The following is a 15897-nucleotide window of genomic DNA, read 5'->3' on the forward strand; positions in this document are numbered from 1 at the left end:
GCGTGGAAAGCCAGGTCAGCAACCGCTACCGCCTCATCGAGCCTCTCGGCGAGGGCGGCATGGGCGTGGTCTGGCGGGCCTATGACGAGCTGCTCGACCGTACGGTGGCCATCAAGGAGGTCCGCTACACGGGCGTCGGCGACGCCAAGCGGGCCGAGCTCAACCGCAGGACGATCAGGGAGGCCAGGGCGGCGGGCCGGCTCGACCACCCGTCGGTGATCGTCATCCACGACGTCGTCGAGCAGGACGGCCGGCCGTGGATCGTGATGCAGCTGGTGCGCTCGCGCTCGCTGGCGGAGGTGCTGCGCGAGCGGGGGCCGCTGGCGGTGGAGCAGGCCGCCGCGATCGGCGGGCGGGTGCTCGACGCGCTGCGCGCCGCGCACGCCACCGGGGTGCTGCACCGCGACGTGAAGCCGGAGAACGTCCTGCTGGCCGACGACGGCAGGGTCGTGCTGACCGACTTCGGCATCGCCTCGCTGGAGGCCGAGGCGGGGCTGACGGCGACCGGCGGGCTGGTGGGCACGCCCGCGTACATGCCTCCCGAGCGGCTGAACGGCGAGCCCGCCACGCCCGAGTCCGACCTGTGGTCCCTGGGCGCGACGCTGTACGCGGCGGTCGAGGGCGAGCCGCCGTTCCAGCGCGGTTCGTGGGCGGCGACGGTGGCGGCGGTGCTGCGCGACGAGCCCAGGCGGCCCGCGCGGGCGGGCGCGCTCGAGCCGGTGATCATGGGCCTGCTGCGCAGGGACCCGGCCGAGCGGATGCCCGCCGCCGAGGCCGCCGCCCTGCTGGGCCGCATCGCCGCCGCCCCTCCGGCGGCCGGCACCGGCCACGCGACCGCCTGGCGGTCCACGGGCGAGACTTCGCATGACACGGTTCCGAGGAGGCGCGGCAGGGCGCTGTGGCTCGGGCTGCCCGTCGCGGTGGCCGCAGTCGTGCTGCTCGGCGCCGGCGGCCTGCTGCTGGTCCACTTCTCGACGCGTACGCAGGACCCCGCCCCCACCCCCACAGCCGCACCCACCACGACGGCAGAGCCCACCGCGACGGCAGGGCCCACCCGGACCGGCGAGCCCACGCGAAGCGGGGAGCCGACCGAGACCGCCGAGCCCACCAGGAGCGGCGAGCCGACCGCCACGGCGCGGCCCGTACCGGCCGGGTGGCGGCCGTTCACCAGCGCGGCGGGCCGCTTCTCGATCGCGATGCCCCAGGGCTGGCGGGCCGCCAAGAACCCGACCAGGGACAGCATCAGTTTCAAGGGCCCCGGCAGCTCGGGAGCGATGATCGTCGAGTGGACGGTTCCCGACATCGTCTGGAAGGACCCGGTCCGGCACTGGCAGGCGCTGGAGAAGGAGATCCTCTCCAAGGGCGAGTTCGAGGGCTACGACCGCATCGGCATCACCCCCACCACCTACCTCGGCCGTGACGCCGCCGACTGGGAGTTCACCAGGATGCGCCGGGGCGTGCTGATCCACGTGGTCAACCGCGGCTTCCGCACCGCCGACGGCCGCCCGTACGCCCTCTACTGGGAGACCCCCGACTCCCGCTGGGCCGCCGACCGGCACTTCTTCGAGACGTTCGTCAAGACCTTCAGGCCCCGATGAGCGACGCTGCGAAGGAGCGGGCGCACTTCTGGCGGCACCCGGCGGTGCCGGGCACCGACCTGCTCAGGGCCCGCTACGTCACCCACCGCTTCACCCGGCACGTGCACGACGGGTACGCCATCGGGGTGATCGTCAGGGGCGTCGAGGAGTTCGACTACCGCGGCACGCTGCTGCGGGCCGGCGCGGGCGAGCTGGTGCTGGTCAATCCCGACGCCTCGCACACCGGCCAGGCAGGGACGCCCGACGGCTGGTCGTACCGCATGCTCTACCCGTCGATCGACGCGCTGGCCGGGGTCGCCGCCGAGCTGGGCGTCCCCTACTCGACGCCGCACTTCCCCGAGCAGGTGGTGCGCGACACCGAGGTGGCGGCGCTGCTGTGCAGGGCGCACCTGGCGGCCGAGCGCGGCGACGCGCTGGCGGCCTCCACGCTGAGCCGCACGCTGTTCGCCCGGCTGGTGACCCGGCACGCGACCCCCCGCCCGGCGGCCGTCCTGCCCGCCGAGGGCCGCCGCGCCGTGCGGGATGCGCTCGACCTGCTGCACGGCAGCCTCGTCGACCCGCCGACGCTCGACGACCTGGCCGGCGCGGTGGGTGCGCGGCCGTTCGCGCTGCTGCGGGCCTTCAAGGCCGCGACGGGGCTGCCGCCGCACGCCTACCTCACCTCGCTGCGGGTCCGCCAGGCGCGCCACCTCCTGCTGTCCGGGGTACGCCCGGCGCAGGTGGCCGCCGAGGTCGGCTTCACGGACCAGGCCCACCTGAACCGGCATTTCAAGCGCATCGTGGGCGTGCCGCCTGCCGCGTACCAGCGGGCCGCAGGAACGTACAAGACGGGCGCTTCCAACGCCTCTTAGCCTCTTGCGGCATGGAACAGACAACTCACCGTTCCGCCGCCATCCGGGACGGTCTCGGCGTGGGCGTGGCCGTGGGGCTGTCGGGCGTCGCGTTCGGCGCCGCGGCGATCACCGCGGGCCTCAGCGTGCCGCAGGCGTGCGTGCTCAGCCTGCTGACGTTCACCGGCGCCTCGCAGTTCGCGCTGACCGGCGCGGTGGGCGCGGGCGGCGACCTGGTGGCCGCCACGCTGGGCGCGCTGCTGCTGGGCGGCCGCAACACGCTGTACGGCCTGCGCCTGGCCGACCTGCTACGAGTACGCGGGCCGCGCCGGCTGCTGGCCGCCCACGGCGTGATCGACGAGTCCACCGCCGTCACGCTGGCCCAGCCGACCCCCGAGGCGGCGCGCACGGGCTTCACCACCACGTTCGCCAGCCTCTACCTCACCTGGAACCTGACCACGCTGGCGGGCGCGTACGGCGCGTCGGCCCTGGGCGACCCCGGCGTCTTCGGACTCGACGTGGTGGGTCCGGCCGCGTTCCTCGCCATCCTGTGGCCGCGCCTGGCGGCCAGTGCCGAGCTGCGCCGGCTGGCCGTGGCCGGCGCGGCGGTCGCGCTGTGCGCCACCCCGTTCCTGCCGTCCGGCGTCCCCGTGCTGCTGGCCGCCGGCGCCGTGCTGGTGGTGATGGTCCGATGACGTTGTGGTGGGCCATCGCGGCGCTCTGCGCGGGCTGCTACGCGCTCAAGCTGGCCGGTCTGGCGGCGCCGCGGCGGGTGCTGGAGCATCCGGTGGTGAGCCGGTTCGCCGAGCTGGTGCCGGTGGCGCTGCTGGCGGCGCTGATCGCGGTGCAGGTGTTCACGGAGGAGGGCGCGCTGCGCTTCGACCCGGCCCGTACGGCGGGACTCGGCGCCGCCGTGGTCGCGCTGCTGCTGCGGGCCCCCTTCCTGGTCACTTTGGCGGCGGCGGCCGTCGTGACCGCGCTTGTCCGGTATTTTCTGGGGTAGTCGCCGTGCATGTCCGATTCAGCGGTGATGGTCGGCGGGCGCTACCGGCTGCTCAGGACGATCGGCCGGGGCGGCATGGGCACGGTCTGGCAGGCACACGACGAGGTCCTGGGCAGGGACGTGGCCGTCAAGCAGGTCCTGCCGCCACCTGACCTGACCGATCCCGAGCGCGACGGATTCGCCGTGCGGACCTTCAGGGAGGCCCGGGCGGCCGGCCGGGTGGCGCACCCGGGCGTGGCCGCCGTGTACGACGTCCTGGAGGAGCGCGGCCATCCCTGGATCGTCATGCAGCTCGTGCACTCGCGCACCTTAGGCGAGCTGATCCGCGACGACGGGCCGATGACCCCGGTGGAGGCCGCCGGCATCGGGCTGCAGCTCCTCTCGGCGCTGCGGGCCGCGCACGCGGCGGGCGTGCTGCACCGCGACGTGAAGCCGGACAACGTGCTGCTCGCCGAGGACGGCAGGGCGGTGCTCACCGACTTCGGCATCGCCACCACCGAGGACGACGCGCCGCTGACCCGTACCGGCGTCCTGATCGGCACCCCCGCCTTCATGGCGCCGGAACGCGCGGCGGGCGGCCAGGCAAGGCCCGCCTCGGACCTGTGGTCCCTCGGCGTGACGCTCTACCTGGCCGTCGAGGGCCGCTCCCCCTTCCAGCGGGACAACCCGCTGGCCACGCTGGGCGCGGTCATGCACGCCGAGCCCGAGCCGCTGTCCCGGGCGGGCGTGCTCGGCCCCGTGCTGCTCGGGCTGCTGCGCAAGAACCCGGGCGAGCGCATGTCGCTGGAGGAGGCCGAGTGGCGGCTGGCGGCGATCACCTCGGGCGGCGCGCCCGAGCCGACCGGCCCCGTCCCTCTGCCGTCCGCCGCGCCTCCCTCGACCGCATCTTCCGGGCCCCCGCTCCCGACGGGACCGTCGCCCGCGTCCCCGCCGCCGTCGCGGCGGCGCGCGCTGCCGCTGGCCGCCGTCGCCGCGGCCACGGTGGTCGTCGGGGTGGTCACGGGCGGCGCGGCCTGGTGGTCCAGCCAGGGCGGTCAGGTGCCCGGTCCGCCAAGCCAGGTCCCGTCCGTCGTGACGGTCACCCCGTCCGCCTCCCCGTCCCCGGAGAACACCGCGTCCGGCCCTCCGCGTGATGAGAGCTCGCCGCCCCGCTCGGACGACGGGCCCGGCACGCCGTACGGCGAGCGCCGCGCCGAACAGGCCCCGTCCCGGCAGCGGCCGTCCGACGACCGGCCGTCCGGTGAACGCTCGCCGGACCGGCGCCCCTCACGGGAGCCGACGCCCCGCGAGACCGGCCAGGGCAAGGACAAGCAGGACGAGAAGCGCGGAAACAAGGACCAGGCGCCCTCGCACACCCCCGGCGCGGTGGAGCCGTCAGGCGGGGCCAAGGGGAGCCAGGGCAGGAAGAAGCCCAAGGCACGCCACTGACCGCCCCGGGCCCGGCGTGGTCAGGACTCGTCGCGTACGGTGTCCAGCGCCTTCTGCAGGTCCTCCGGGTAGTCGGTGCTGAACGACATCCACTCCCCGCCGGTCGGATGCTCGAACCCGAGCGCCACCGCGTGCAGCCACTGCCGGGTCACCCCCAGGCGGGCCGCGAGCGTGGGGTCGGCGCCGTACAGCATGTCGCCGACGCAGGGGTGGCGCAGGGCCGCCATGTGCACCCTGATCTGGTGCGTACGCCCGGTCTCCAGCTTGATGTCCAGCAGCGAGGCCGCCCGGAACGCCTCGACGGTGTCGTAGTGGGTGACCGACGGCTTGCCCCCCGCCACCACCGCGAACCGCCCGTCGCCCGACGGGTGCCGGTCGATGGGCGCGTCGACCGTGCCCCTGAACGGGTCGGGATGCCCCTGCACCAGCGCGTGGTAGCGCTTGTCGACCGTGCGCTCCTTGAAGGCCCGCTTGAGCCGGGAGTAGGCCACCTCGCTCTTGGCCACCACCATCGCGCCCGTGGTGTTGGCGTCGAGCCGGTGCACGATGCCCTGCCGCTCGGCCGCCCCGCTGGTGGCGATCGTGTGGCCGGCGCCCAGCAGCCCGCCGATCACGGTGGGGCCCGTCCAGCCGACGGTCGGGTGGGCGGCCACCCCGATCGGCTTGTTGACCACGATGATGTCGTCGTCCTCGTAGACGATCGTCATGCCCGGAACCGGCTCGGCGACCGGCATCGGCGTGGTGACGGGCGGCGGCATGGTCACGTCGAGCCAGGCGCCCGCGCGTACGCGGTCGGACTTGGCGGGCTGCCGGCCGTCCACCAGCACCTCGCCCGCGCCGATCAGCTCGGCGGCGCGGGTGCGGGAGAAGCCGAACAGCCGCGAGAGCGCGGCGTCCAGCCGCTCGCCCTCCAGCCCGTCGGGAACGGGCAGGCTGCGCTGGTCAGGCATCCTGGCCGCCCTCCTTGGCGGGCCTCGACCCGTCGATCTGCACGTTGCGCCAGGCCAGGAGCACCGCGAGGATGCCGCCGCAGACGATGGCCGAGTCGGCGACGTTGAACACGGGGAAGTAGTCGATCACGGGGAAATGCCCGGGGAGGACCTCGATGAAGTCGACGACGTGACCCTGGAGCTGGGTGGGGCGGCCGATTCCCGAGGGATAGCGCAGCAGCCGGTCGGTGAGGTTGCCGAGCGCCCCGCCGAGCAGCAGGCCCAGCGTGACGGCCCAGGCCCGGCTGCCGAGCTTGCGGGCGGTGCGCACGATGGCGACGACGACGCCCGCGGCGATGAGCGTGAAGATGAAGGTCATTCCGGTGCCGATGCTGAACGCGGCACCGGAGTTGAAGATCACCCGGAACTGCAGGACGTCCGGGATGACGATGAGCGGTCCCTTGCCCTCAAGTGTTCTCAGCATCACCGTCTTGGTGATGAGGTCGGCCGCGTAGATCACGGCCGCCAGCACGACGAGGGCGGCGAAGAGCCGCCCGCGGGCCCTGCCCGCGGGCGCCGCTACCGGCGCTCCTCCTTCTGCTTGCAGGCCACGCACAGCGTCGCCCTCGGGAACGCTTGAAGGCGTTCCTTGCCGATCGGCTTGTGGCACGATTCGCACACTCCATAGGTCCCTGCGTCGATCCGGGCGATCGCACGTTCGTTCTGCGCGACCAGATCGCGCGCATTCAGGGTAAGGGCGATCTCGCGTTCGCGCTCGTACGTCTTGGCGCCGGCGTCCGCCTGGTCGTCGCCGGCTCCCTGGGTGACGTCTCCAGAGGCTATCTCCGACTCGTGGCGGTGAATGTCCGCGTTGAGCTCGTCGATCTCGCTCTGCAGCCTGCCGCGTACCTCGGCCAGCTCTTCTTCCGACCACATCGACGGTGTGGCTGTGGTCTGCGTGACTGCCGCCATGGCTGCCTCCATTGCTGATCAAGGCCGTGAATGGTGCGGGCAGCTTAGGATCCTGATAACGGAACGGCAAACGACCCGCCGGACGGTTTACCTCCCCCGTACTATCCCGCCTCGCGCATTCAACTCCTCCGCAGGCGTGTCCATTCCCACAACTTTGTCCGTTGCGTACCGATGCGCTCTCGGTGCCTCGGAAACCAGGAAGCCTTTGCCTCCACTCTGCGTTATGGTTTGGTACTGCAAGGCGTTGATGGGGCCCGACTGTGAGGGATATCACCCCGGAGCCGCCGGAAGAACGGCTCATCCGAGCTCATTAGACCCGGCAGCAGACATAAAGAAGAGGGTCCCGCTCCGAGCGGGATCAAGAAGGGTGGTACCGCGGAGCCGTACGGCTTCGTCCCTTCACGCAAGCCCTACCGGCCGATGAAGCGTGGAGGTCACGCCCGAGATGTCTTCCCCATCATTCCGCTCTCTTCCCGCGCAGGTCGACCTGCCCGCGCTCGAGCGTGAGGTCTTGGACCGCTGGCGGGACGGGAAGATCTTCGAGCGCTCCGTGGAGCAGAACTCCGGCAACGCCTCCTGGGTCTTCTACGAGGGTCCGCCCACCGCGAACGGCCTGCCGGGCGTGCACCACGTCGAGGCGCGGGTGTTCAAGGACCTGTTCCCCCGCTACAAGTCCATGCGCGGGTTCAGCGTTCCGCGTAAGGCCGGCTGGGACTGCCACGGCCTGCCGGTCGAGGTCGGCGTCGAGCGCGAGCTGGGCCTGACCGGCAAGAAGGACATCGAGGACTACGGCATCGCCGAGTTCAACGCCAAGTGCCGCGAGTCCGTGCTGCGCCACGTCGACGCGTTCGAGCAGATGACCGAGCGCATGGGCTACTGGATCGACCTGTCCCAGGCGTACCGCACGATGGACCCGTCCTACGTCGAGTCGGTGTGGTGGTCGCTGAAGGTCGTGTGGGACAAGGGGCTGCTGTTCCGCGACTTCCGCATCACCCCCTACTGCCCGCGCTGCGGCACAGGGCTGTCCGACCACGAGCTCGGCCAGCCGGGCGGCTACGAGAACGTCTCCAGCCCGTCGGTCTACGTCCGCATGCCGGTGACGTCCGGGCCGCTGGCCGAGCTGGGCGCAGCGCTGCTCATCTGGACGACCACGCCGTGGACCCTGGTCTCCAACACGGCGGTCGCCGTGCACCCCGACGTGACGTACGTCGCGGCCCGCACGGCCGGCGGCGAGGTCCTCGTCGTCGCCGAGCCGCTGCTGTCCGTCCTCGGCGAGGGCGCGACCGAGGTCGCCCGCTACACCGGGCGCGAGCTGGAGCACATCACCTACTCCCGCCCGTTCGACCTGGTCGACATCCCGGACGCCCACTACGTCGTGCTCGGCGACTACGTCACGGTCGAGGACGGCACCGGCCTGGTCCACCAGGCCCCCGCCTTCGGCGCGGACGACCTGGCCGTGATCAAGCGCTACGACATGCCCGTCGTCAACCCGATCGGCCCGGACGGCCGCTTCCTCGACGACGTCCCCATGGTCGGCGGGCGGTTCTTCAAGGACGCCGACGAGGAGCTGACCGACGACCTGCGCGCCCGCGGGCTGCTCTACCGCGGCGGCCACTTCGAGCACGCCTACCCCCACTGCTGGCGCTGCCACACGCCGCTGCTCTACTACGCCCTCCCGTCGTGGTACATCCGCACCACCGCGGTCAAGGACCAGATGCTGGCCGAGAACGCCGGCACCAACTGGTACCCCGAGACGATCAAGTGGGGCCGCTTCGGCGAGTGGCTGCGCAACAACGTCGACTGGTCGCTGTCGCGCTCGCGCTACTGGGGCACGCCGCTGCCGCTGTGGGTGTGCGCCGAGGACGAGTCCCACGTGACGTGCGTCGGCTCGCTGGAGGAGCTGGGCACCCTCGCGGGCCGCGACGTCTCCGCGCTCGACCCGCACCGCCCCTACGTCGACGACGTGACCTTCGACTGCCCCTCGTGCGGCGGCCTGGCCCGCCGCGTGCCCGACGTCATCGACGCCTGGTACGACTCCGGCTCCATGCCGTTCGCCCAGTGGGGCGAGCGCGGCAAGCCGGAGGGCGTCTACCCGGCGCAGTTCATCTGCGAGGCCACCGACCAGACGCGCGGCTGGTTCTACTCGCTGATGGCCGTCGGCACGCTCGTCTTCGGCCAGTCCTCCTACGAGAACGTGCTCTGCCTCGGCCTCATCCTGGCCGAGGACGGCCGCAAGATGAGCAAGCACCTGGGCAACATCCTGGAGCCGATCCCGCTGATGGACCAGCACGGCGCCGACGCGCTGCGCTGGTTCATGGCCTGCTCAGGCTCGCCCTGGGCGGCGCGCCGGGTGGGGCACAACGCGCTGGAGGAGATCGTCCGCAAGGTGCTCCTGACGCTCTGGAACACCACGTCGTTCTTCACCCTCTACGCCAACGCCGAGTCCTGGTCGCCGGCCATGCTCGCCGAGGCCACGCCGGCGGCCGAGCGCCCGCTGCTCGACCGCTGGGCGCTGGCCGAGCTGCACCGCACGGTGGCCGAGGTCACGGCGTCCCTCGACGAGTACGACACGCAGCGCGCCGGCCGCCGCCTGGCCGACTTCCTCGACGACCTGTCCAACTGGTACGTCCGCCGCTCGCGCCGCCGGTTCTGGCAGGGGTCGCGGGAGGCGTTCGCGACGCTGTACGAGTGCCTGGAGACGGTGATGCGGCTGATGGCGCCCATCACGCCGTTCGTCACCGACTACCTGTGGGACGTCCTGCGCTCCCCTGAGGCGCCCTCCTCGGTGCACCTGGCCTCCTGGCCCGCGGTGCGGGAGGACCTCCTCGACCCGGCGCTGTCCGACCAGATGGCGCTGGTGCGGCGGCTGGTGGAGCTGGGCCGCTCGGCCCGCGCCTCCTCGGGCGTCAAGACCCGCCAGCCGCTGGGCCGTGCCCTGGTGGGCGCGCACGGCTGGCCGTCCCTGCCGGAGGAGCTGCGCGGCCTGGTTGCCGACGAGCTCAACGTCCACGCGCTCGAGGACATGTCCGGGTTCAGCGCCGACCTCGTGTCCTACTCCGTCAAGCCCAACTTCCGGGCCCTGGGCAAGCGGTTCGGTCCCCGTACGAAGCTGGTGGCCGCCGCGGTGACCGCCGCCGACCCCACCCGCGTGGCCCGCGCCCTGCGCTCCGGCTCCACGGTCATGGTCGAGGCGGACGAACTGGGCGAGATCACGCTCGGGCCCGACGACGTGATCGTCAACGAGCAGCCCCGGGCGGGCTGGGCCGTCGAGACCGGCGCCATCGGCACCGGCACCGGCGAGACCGTCGCCCTGGACCTCCAGCTCACCGACGACCTGCGCCGCGCCGGCCTGCTGCGCGAGGTGATCCGCCTGGTCCAGGACGCCCGCAAGTCGACCGGCCTGTCCATCACCGACCGGATCGACCTGTGGTGGACCACCTCCTCGGCCGACCTCGCCGCGGCGCTGCGCGCCGACGGGCATGTGGTGGCGGAGGAAGTGCTGGCCGCCACGGTCACGGAGGGCACGGCGGCGGACCTCCCGTCCCACACGGACGAGGACCTGGCCCTGACCTTCCAGCTCCGCCGCGCCTGACGCTCGCACGGCGGTGGGCCGGGCTTCCCAACGCCCGGCCCACCGGTTCGACGAGCACCATCCCGCATCGACCGAGCGGGATGGCTTCCCGGTAACCCGCCCTCCACCGAACGGGGCCGGGGCCACGGAAACCCGGGCCGACGTACCGAGGCTCGGCGCGACCCACGAGGCTGGCCCTGACCACGAGGCTCGGCCCGACCATACGGCCAGCCGTAACCATGGGGCTCAGCCCGAGCGTATGGGCGGGCCCTAACGACGAGCCTCGGTCTGAATCAAGAGCCTCAAGCTGATCACCGGCCTCGACTGATCAAGAGCATCAGCCTGATCACGAGCCTCGACCTCATCACGAGACTCGGCCTGATCACGAGGCTCGGCTAGATCACGAGGCTCGGCTAGATCACGAGGGTGAGCCTGATCGCGAAGTGAGCCTGATCACGAGGCTGCATTGCCTTGGCTCTTGGCCATGGGCCCGTCTCGCGATGGCGTCTCGCGATGGCCTAGGTGGCCGCCTCGCGATCGTGCTGGCAGACCGAGCAACTCGTCAGACCGGCGGCCTCGGCTTCGGCCTGCGTCATCGTCTCGACGCCCGTCTCCCCCGCACCTCTGATCAGCGGGCAGGCGGTGCTGTGGTAGCGGCGGGTGCCGACGATCACCTTCACCGTGCCCTTGCCACCGGTGGGCTTGCCACCGCCCCCGACGGATCCGCTCTCCCCCGCCTTGGAGCCGCCACCCTTGGAACCGCCGGCCTCAGCCTTGGAGGCACCGTCACCGGGCTTGGAGGCTCCTGTCTTGGGGGCTTCATCGCCCCCGGACTTGGACGTGGCACCGGGCCTGGACGTGGACGCGGGCCTGGGGGCAGCGCCGGAGCCTGGTGCCGCGCTGGCGGTGGGTGCGGCGGCGGCGCTGGACTTCTCGCCGGTGCCCTGTCCCCTGGGAGCGTCTCCCTTGCCGGGCGCGTCTTCTCCCTTGGGAGCCGTCGCAGGGGCAGCCGGCCTGGTGCCACCGGTCCCGGACGGGCTGCCGGCTGCGGCCGGGCGGCCAGTCCCCGTGGCGGGGCGACCTTCAGACCCAGGTGCCGGTGAGCGGCCAGTCCCCGCGGCGGACGGGCGTTCGGAGCCGGTGGCCGGTGGGCGGTCAGGGCCGGTCTTGCCGGGTGCCGACGGTCCGGCGCCCGAACCCGTACCGGAGGGACGTCCCTCGGGTGACCTGGTGACCGCGCCAGGAGGCAACGGCCCCTTGGGCTTGGCCTCCGACTCGGCCGAGGAGGCGGGCCGCTCGGGCACCGCCGACGCGGGTGTCTTGGAGGCCCCGGAAGGACGTTGTGACGGCCCCGCGGCACCACCGGAAGGGCCGCCCGGGCGGGACGGGGTCACCGACGAGGGCACGCGCGGTTGCGGTGCCGTGGCAGGCCCCGAGGAGTCGTCGTCGGTGTCGGCTGCGGGCCGGCCCGGCTTCGGCTCGGACGTGCCACCCGGTTGGCCGGCCTTCGTACCGGAAGGCCGGGTTGCGCCGGAAGGCTGAGGCGCTCCGGAAGGCTGAGGCGTTCCGGAGGACTGACGTGCGCCAGAGGGCTGGGAGGCGCCGGAGCGCTGCGGGGCGCCGGAGGGCTGGCCGGTGGCGCCGGAGGGCTGGCCGGTCTTGCCTGCGGGCTGCTCCGGCGTCGCGGCGCGCTGCGACGGCTTGCCCGTCGGCGCTTCCGTCTTGCCCCGATCAGGCGCGCCCGGCGTGGCCCTGTCCGGAGATGGCGCACCCGCGCCCGGCCTGCCAGACGGCTGCGTGCCCGGTGACTGCGTGCCCGGCCTGGCCGAGGGCGACGTGCCTGAGGGCGGCGTGCTCTTGGAAGGGGCGGCAGGGGAGGCGGCGCTGGAAGAAGGGGGTGCGCTCTTGGCGGGGCCGCCCGGTGTGGAGGGCCCGGATGCGGGGCGGGGCGGCGGGGAGTCGGGCCTGCGCGTGGACGGCGGCCGGAAGTAGGAAGTCTGCGTGTCCGCCTGATCATCGTCCGGGTCGGAGGAGGCGGCGGAGGAGGCGGGGGAACGGCCGAACCACCCGGTGGCGCCTTCCTCATGGGCGGCGGCGGGCTCCGGGGTGGGGGTGGAAGCCTTCGTGTCGGGCTTCGGCGGGGCGACCGGCGGACGTACGTCGCGGGTCTCCGCGGAGTTCTCCGCCCGGCTCTCCGTCGTGACGGTGGGGCCGGGTGCGACGGCGGGCTCGGGGTCGGCGGCAGGCGGCAGCTGCCGTCCGCCGAGCGCGGCGTCAGGCAGGCACGTCGTGCAGGGCGTGAAGCCCTCCTCGCGTGCCTCCTCGTACGTGAGCTCCTCGCTGTTCCGACCGCTCAGCTGTCGGCAGCCGGACACGTGGTAGCGCTTGCGTCCGGGGATCACCAGCACGATCGCATCCGGCGCGATGCCGCGGGCCGCGGGGCGGCGCGAAGCGGCGGCGGGAACGGTCGCCGTCCGCTGCGGCGTCTGCGGATGCGGTTGGGGTCGTGGCGGTGGCTGCCGGTGAACCGTGGGGCCGGTCTGGGTGTGCGGCAAGCCCGGCGGCATGAGCCCTTTCGGTGGGGTGGCCGGCGCAGCGGCCTGCCCGCCACCGGGAAAAAGCTCGTTTCGCCGCAGGAACGCCCCGATCACGAGGAACAGCGCGGAGAGAACGCTGACCACGATGGACCACATGATCAGGAACGGCTTAGCCAGTACGAAGCCCGCGATCAGCAGCACGACCGCCGCGAGCACCAAACCAGCACTGATAAGGATCACAGGGAGCTCTTTCGAGTGACAGGTCCTAGCGACCCGCTACTTTACCGGCGGTCGTTGTGGGGACCGTCACCGCCGGGGAAAGCGCCCTGCGGAGCCTCGCCGCCGAACGGGTTGGGGCCGCCGGGAAGGGGCTGCTGGCCGCTCTGCGACACCGCGTGGGACATGGCGGGAGCCTGAGCCTGGGGACCACCCGACATCACCGGGAATCCGCCACTGCCCTCGGCGGAGACGTTGAGCTCGGCGAGCTGGTTCTCCAGGTAGAGCTTGAGCCTGCTGCGGTATTCGCGCTCGAAGCTGCGCAGCTCCTCGACCTTGCGCTCGAGCTCGTCGCGGGTCTGCACCAGCGAGCCCATGGCCTGGCGGTGGCGCTCCTGCGCGTCGCGCTCGAGCGTCTCGGCGCGGGCGCGGGCGTCGCCGATGACCTGCTCGGCCTGGCGGCGGGCCTTGTTGAGGATCTCGTCGGCCTCGCGCCTGGCGCGGGTGACCGTCTCGTCCGCCTCCCGGCGGGCGTCGGAGATCGCCTGGTCGGCCGTCTGCTGGGCGAGCGCGAGAACGCGGGCCGCGGTGTCCATGTTGTCCTCGGCGGGAGGCATGTTCATGGCCACGGGGACCGGCTGCTGCTGCACGGGCGGCGGCTCCGGGGCCCGCATGGGCTCGGGCTGCGGCGGTGCCATCATCTCGGGCTTGGGCTGCTCCTGCACGGGGGCGGAAGCCATGGGCATGTTCATGCCGCCCGGCACCTTCCCGCGCAGGCACTCCGCCAGCTTCGCACGGAGCTCTTCGTTCTCTTGGATCAGACGGTCGAGCTCAGCCTCCACCTCGTCGAGGAAGGCGTCGACCTCTTCCTCGTCGTAGCCCGGCCGCAGCCGGGTGGTACTGAACTGCTTGTTCCGCACATCAGCGGGCGTCAGCGGCATTTTTTGGTCTCCTTGGCGCGCTTTGGAGTCTGTCCGGAGGGGACGGTAACCCGAATCACTTCAGCGCGGACACGAGTTGGATCACGACCGGCGCCACTCCGGCCCGGTCATCGCAGCATCCCGACTATGTTGATCAACAGCAGGACGACGATGAACAGGACAGTGAAGCTTAGGTCAAAGGCCACCGTACCCAACCGGAGCGGGGGAATGAAACGGCGGAGGAACTTGAGTGGTGGGTCGGTTGCGGTGTAAGTGGCCTCGGCCAGCACCAGGATGACACCCGACGGGTGCCAATGACGGGCGAAGGCCTGCACCGTCTCAAAGATCATCCTGCCGATGAGCAACACCAGGTAGAGAGACAGGACTACGACCAAGATCTGACTGACGATCCCCACGGCCCGGCCGCCCCTCCACTTCTCGTGTGCCCTCCCGGTCTCGGCGAGACCCGGTTGGGTGCGATAGACATACAGAGACTCTAACTCTGATTGAAGAACCCGCGTTCCGCGATTCGGGCCTTGTCCTCGGCGGTCACCTCGACATTGGCAGGGGACAACAGGAACACCTTGTTGGTAACACGTTCAATGCTGCCATGTAGGCCAAAGACCAGACCTGCCGCGAAATCAACAAGGCGCTTTGCGTCGCTGTCGACCATCTCGGTCAGGTTCATGATGACCGGGGTGCCGTCCCGGAAGTGCTCTCCAATGGTACGCGCCTCGTTGTACGTGCGCGGATGGAGGGTCGTGATGCGCGCCAGATCGGTCGTGCGGCGCTCCAGGATGGTCGTGGCGGGCCTGGGTGCGGGCACGCCCGCGTCGGGCTCCTCGTCGCGGTCCTGGACCGCCACGGGCCGCTCCTCGCCGGTCCGCTGAGGCTCGTCCTCGTACGCGTACTCGTCCGGGTAGCTCTCATACCTCTCGTAGCGGTCGTCCTCCACGAGACCGAGGTAGACCGCCATCTTGCGCATCGCGCCGGCCATCGCTCCGTCGTCCTCCTGCTCATGGTCGCACTCGCTCGGGCCCGTCGCCGGCGCCCGAGGCGGTAGCCGTACCCCCGTGGAACTCACCGCTGATCGACCTCTATCTGATCGTGAGCCTGAAGACCCACTTGAGGGGACATTACCTGACGAAGGGCTTGCGACGACCGAGCAACGCCGTACCGACGCGCACGTGTGTCGCGCCGTACGCGACGGCCTCGGCGAGGTCTTCGCTCATACCGGCCGAAATCATCCTGGCGCGGGGGTGCTGCTCCTCCAGGCGGGTGGCCACGTCGCGCAGCGTGGCGAACGCCTTGGCCGGCTCCTCCCCCAGCGGCGCCACCGCCATGACCCCGCCCAGCCACAGGCCCTCGGCCAGGGCCACCTCGTCGGCCAGCTCCAGCACGTCGGCGGGCCGGGCGCCGCCCCTGCCAGGGTCGTCGTCGAGCGCGACCTGGATCAGGCAGCCGATCCTGCGGCCCTGCCGCACCGCCTCCCTGCTGATCGCCTCGACCAGGCGCAGGCGGTCGACGGAGTGGATCACGTCGGCGTACGAGACGACGGAGCGCACCTTGTTGGTCTGCAGCTGGCCGACGAAGTGCCAGGTCAGCGACAGGTCGGCGAGCTCGCTCGCCTTGGCGGCGGCCTCCTGGTCGCGGTTCTCGCCGATGTCGCGCACGCCCAGCTCGGCCAGGATCCGCACGTCCTCGGCCGGACGGGTCTTGGTGACGGCGATCAGCGTGACCTCGCCCCGGTCGCGGCCCACCGCGCGGCAGGCCGCCCCGATGCGCGCGTCGACCTCGGCGAGCCCGGCCGCGATCTCGTCCCTTCTCACGTCACTCTCCCTTTCACTCCGGACCGGCTCAGGGTACGCCGTCGCGCACACGACGGCGCCGCTC

The 15897-nt window shown here is 72.1% G+C and carries 15 protein-coding genes; 7 read left to right on the plus strand and 8 right to left on the minus strand.

Annotation, left to right across the window (positions count from 1 at the left end):
- Window positions 1–2: 2 nt before the first annotated feature.
- From FH608_RS44885 to FH608_RS44905, 5 genes are read left to right on the plus strand one after another with little or no spacing between them, the layout of a single operon-like run.
- Window positions 3–1598: a serine/threonine-protein kinase gene (locus FH608_RS44885; protein ID WP_139637289.1), complete on the plus strand. Its 1596-nt coding sequence runs from the start codon at window positions 3–5 to the stop codon at window positions 1596–1598.
- Complete coding sequence (locus tag FH608_RS44890; protein ID WP_193318981.1) at window positions 1595–2449, plus strand: AraC family transcriptional regulator; 855 nt, start codon at window positions 1595–1597, stop codon at window positions 2447–2449. The genes FH608_RS44885 and FH608_RS44890 overlap by 4 nt, the downstream gene beginning before the upstream one ends.
- An 11-nt stretch (window positions 2450–2460) precedes the next feature.
- Entirely contained in the window at window positions 2461–3123 is a 663-nt protein-coding gene (locus FH608_RS44895) for an AzlC family ABC transporter permease (RefSeq protein WP_139637290.1), read from the plus strand.
- Window positions 3120–3431, plus strand: a complete 312-nt coding sequence (locus FH608_RS44900; RefSeq protein ID WP_139637291.1) for an AzlD domain-containing protein — start codon at window positions 3120–3122, stop codon at window positions 3429–3431. Before FH608_RS44895 ends, FH608_RS44900 begins: the two co-directional genes overlap by 4 nt.
- Before the next feature lie 9 nt (window positions 3432–3440).
- Complete coding sequence (locus FH608_RS44905) at window positions 3441–4859, plus strand: protein kinase domain-containing protein (RefSeq protein ID WP_139637292.1); 1419 nt, start codon at window positions 3441–3443, stop codon at window positions 4857–4859.
- Window positions 4860–4879: 20 nt separating this feature from the next.
- Here the strand turns inward: FH608_RS44905 and FH608_RS44910 are convergent, their stop codons facing one another.
- Genes FH608_RS44910 through FH608_RS44920 form a run of 3 tightly spaced genes read right to left on the minus strand, consistent with a single transcriptional unit; the run spans window position 4880 to window position 6772 of the window.
- Entirely contained in the window at window positions 4880–5809 is a 930-nt protein-coding gene (locus FH608_RS44910) for an RluA family pseudouridine synthase (protein WP_139637293.1), read from the minus strand.
- Window positions 5802–6404, minus strand: a complete 603-nt coding sequence (gene lspA / locus FH608_RS44915; RefSeq protein WP_226900474.1) for a signal peptidase II — start codon at window positions 6402–6404, stop codon at window positions 5802–5804. Before lspA ends, FH608_RS44910 begins: the two co-directional genes overlap by 8 nt.
- Entirely contained in the window at window positions 6368–6772 is a 405-nt protein-coding gene (locus FH608_RS44920) for a TraR/DksA family transcriptional regulator (RefSeq protein WP_394367742.1), read from the minus strand. The genes lspA and FH608_RS44920 overlap by 37 nt, the downstream gene beginning before the upstream one ends.
- Before the next feature lie 433 nt (window positions 6773–7205).
- Here FH608_RS44920 and ileS point away from each other — a divergent pair, with 433 nt between their 5' ends.
- Window positions 7206–10352, plus strand: coding sequence for an isoleucine--tRNA ligase (gene ileS / locus FH608_RS44925; protein WP_139637295.1), 3147 nt, complete (start codon window positions 7206–7208; stop codon window positions 10350–10352).
- A gap of 497 nt (window positions 10353–10849) precedes the next feature.
- Here the strand turns inward: ileS and FH608_RS52125 are convergent, their stop codons facing one another.
- Window positions 10850–11011, minus strand: coding sequence for a hypothetical protein (locus FH608_RS52125; protein WP_153262342.1), 162 nt, complete (start codon window positions 11009–11011; stop codon window positions 10850–10852).
- Between the two features lie 1042 nt (window positions 11012–12053).
- Here FH608_RS52125 and FH608_RS44930 point away from each other — a divergent pair.
- The gene (locus FH608_RS44930) at window positions 12054–12323 is read left to right on the plus strand and encodes a hypothetical protein (protein ID WP_139637296.1); all 270 of its coding nucleotides are present in this window, start codon (window positions 12054–12056) and stop codon (window positions 12321–12323) included.
- Window positions 12324–13149: 826 nt separating this feature from the next.
- Here the strand turns inward: FH608_RS44930 and FH608_RS44935 are convergent.
- The 4 genes from FH608_RS44935 to FH608_RS44950 form a co-directional block, all read right to left on the minus strand.
- Window positions 13150–14025 carry a DivIVA domain-containing protein gene (locus FH608_RS44935; protein WP_139637297.1) on the minus strand — a complete coding sequence of 292 codons (876 nt, stop codon included), beginning with the start codon at window positions 14023–14025 and terminating at the stop codon, window positions 13150–13152.
- A 107-nt stretch (window positions 14026–14132) separates the two neighbouring features.
- On the minus strand, window positions 14133–14420 hold the full coding sequence (locus tag FH608_RS44940) for a YggT family protein (protein ID WP_139637298.1): 288 nt from the start codon (window positions 14418–14420) through the stop codon (window positions 14133–14135).
- Between the two features lie 80 nt (window positions 14421–14500).
- Window positions 14501–15001, minus strand: a complete 501-nt coding sequence (locus tag FH608_RS44945) for a cell division protein SepF (protein ID WP_139637299.1) — start codon at window positions 14999–15001, stop codon at window positions 14501–14503.
- Between the two features lie 139 nt (window positions 15002–15140).
- A complete protein-coding gene (locus FH608_RS44950; protein ID WP_139637300.1) occupies window positions 15141–15833 on the minus strand; it encodes a YggS family pyridoxal phosphate-dependent enzyme in 693 nt (230 codons plus the stop codon).
- Between the last annotated feature and the right edge of the window lie 64 nt (window positions 15834–15897).

The sequence above is a fragment of the Nonomuraea phyllanthi genome, assembly GCF_006334985.2.
Lineage (GTDB): Bacteria > Actinomycetota > Actinomycetes > Streptosporangiales > Streptosporangiaceae > Nonomuraea > Nonomuraea phyllanthi.

What these genes read in the sequence shown, in the direction of transcription:
- FH608_RS44890 (WP_193318981.1), top strand. Translation starts at nt 1,595, where the DNA reads ATGAGCGACGCTGCGAAGGAGCGGGCGCACTTCTGGCGGCACCCGGCG.
- FH608_RS44895 (WP_139637290.1), top strand. Translation starts at nt 2,461, where the DNA reads ATGGAACAGACAACTCACCGTTCCGCCGCCATCCGGGACGGTCTCGGC.
- FH608_RS44900 (WP_139637291.1), top strand. Translation starts at nt 3,120, where the DNA reads ATGACGTTGTGGTGGGCCATCGCGGCGCTCTGCGCGGGCTGCTACGCG.
- FH608_RS44905 (WP_139637292.1), top strand. Translation starts at nt 3,441, where the DNA reads ATGTCCGATTCAGCGGTGATGGTCGGCGGGCGCTACCGGCTGCTCAGG.
- FH608_RS44910 (WP_139637293.1), bottom strand. Translation starts at nt 5,809, where the DNA reads ATGCCTGACCAGCGCAGCCTGCCCGTTCCCGACGGGCTGGAGGGCGAG.
- FH608_RS44920 (WP_394367742.1), bottom strand. Translation starts at nt 6,772, where the DNA reads ATGGAGGCAGCCATGGCGGCAGTCACGCAGACCACAGCCACACCGTCG.
- ileS (WP_139637295.1), top strand. Translation starts at nt 7,206, where the DNA reads ATGTCTTCCCCATCATTCCGCTCTCTTCCCGCGCAGGTCGACCTGCCC.
- FH608_RS44935 (WP_139637297.1), bottom strand. Translation starts at nt 14,025, where the DNA reads ATGCCGCTGACGCCCGCTGATGTGCGGAACAAGCAGTTCAGTACCACC.
- FH608_RS44945 (WP_139637299.1), bottom strand. Translation starts at nt 15,001, where the DNA reads ATGGCCGGCGCGATGCGCAAGATGGCGGTCTACCTCGGTCTCGTGGAG.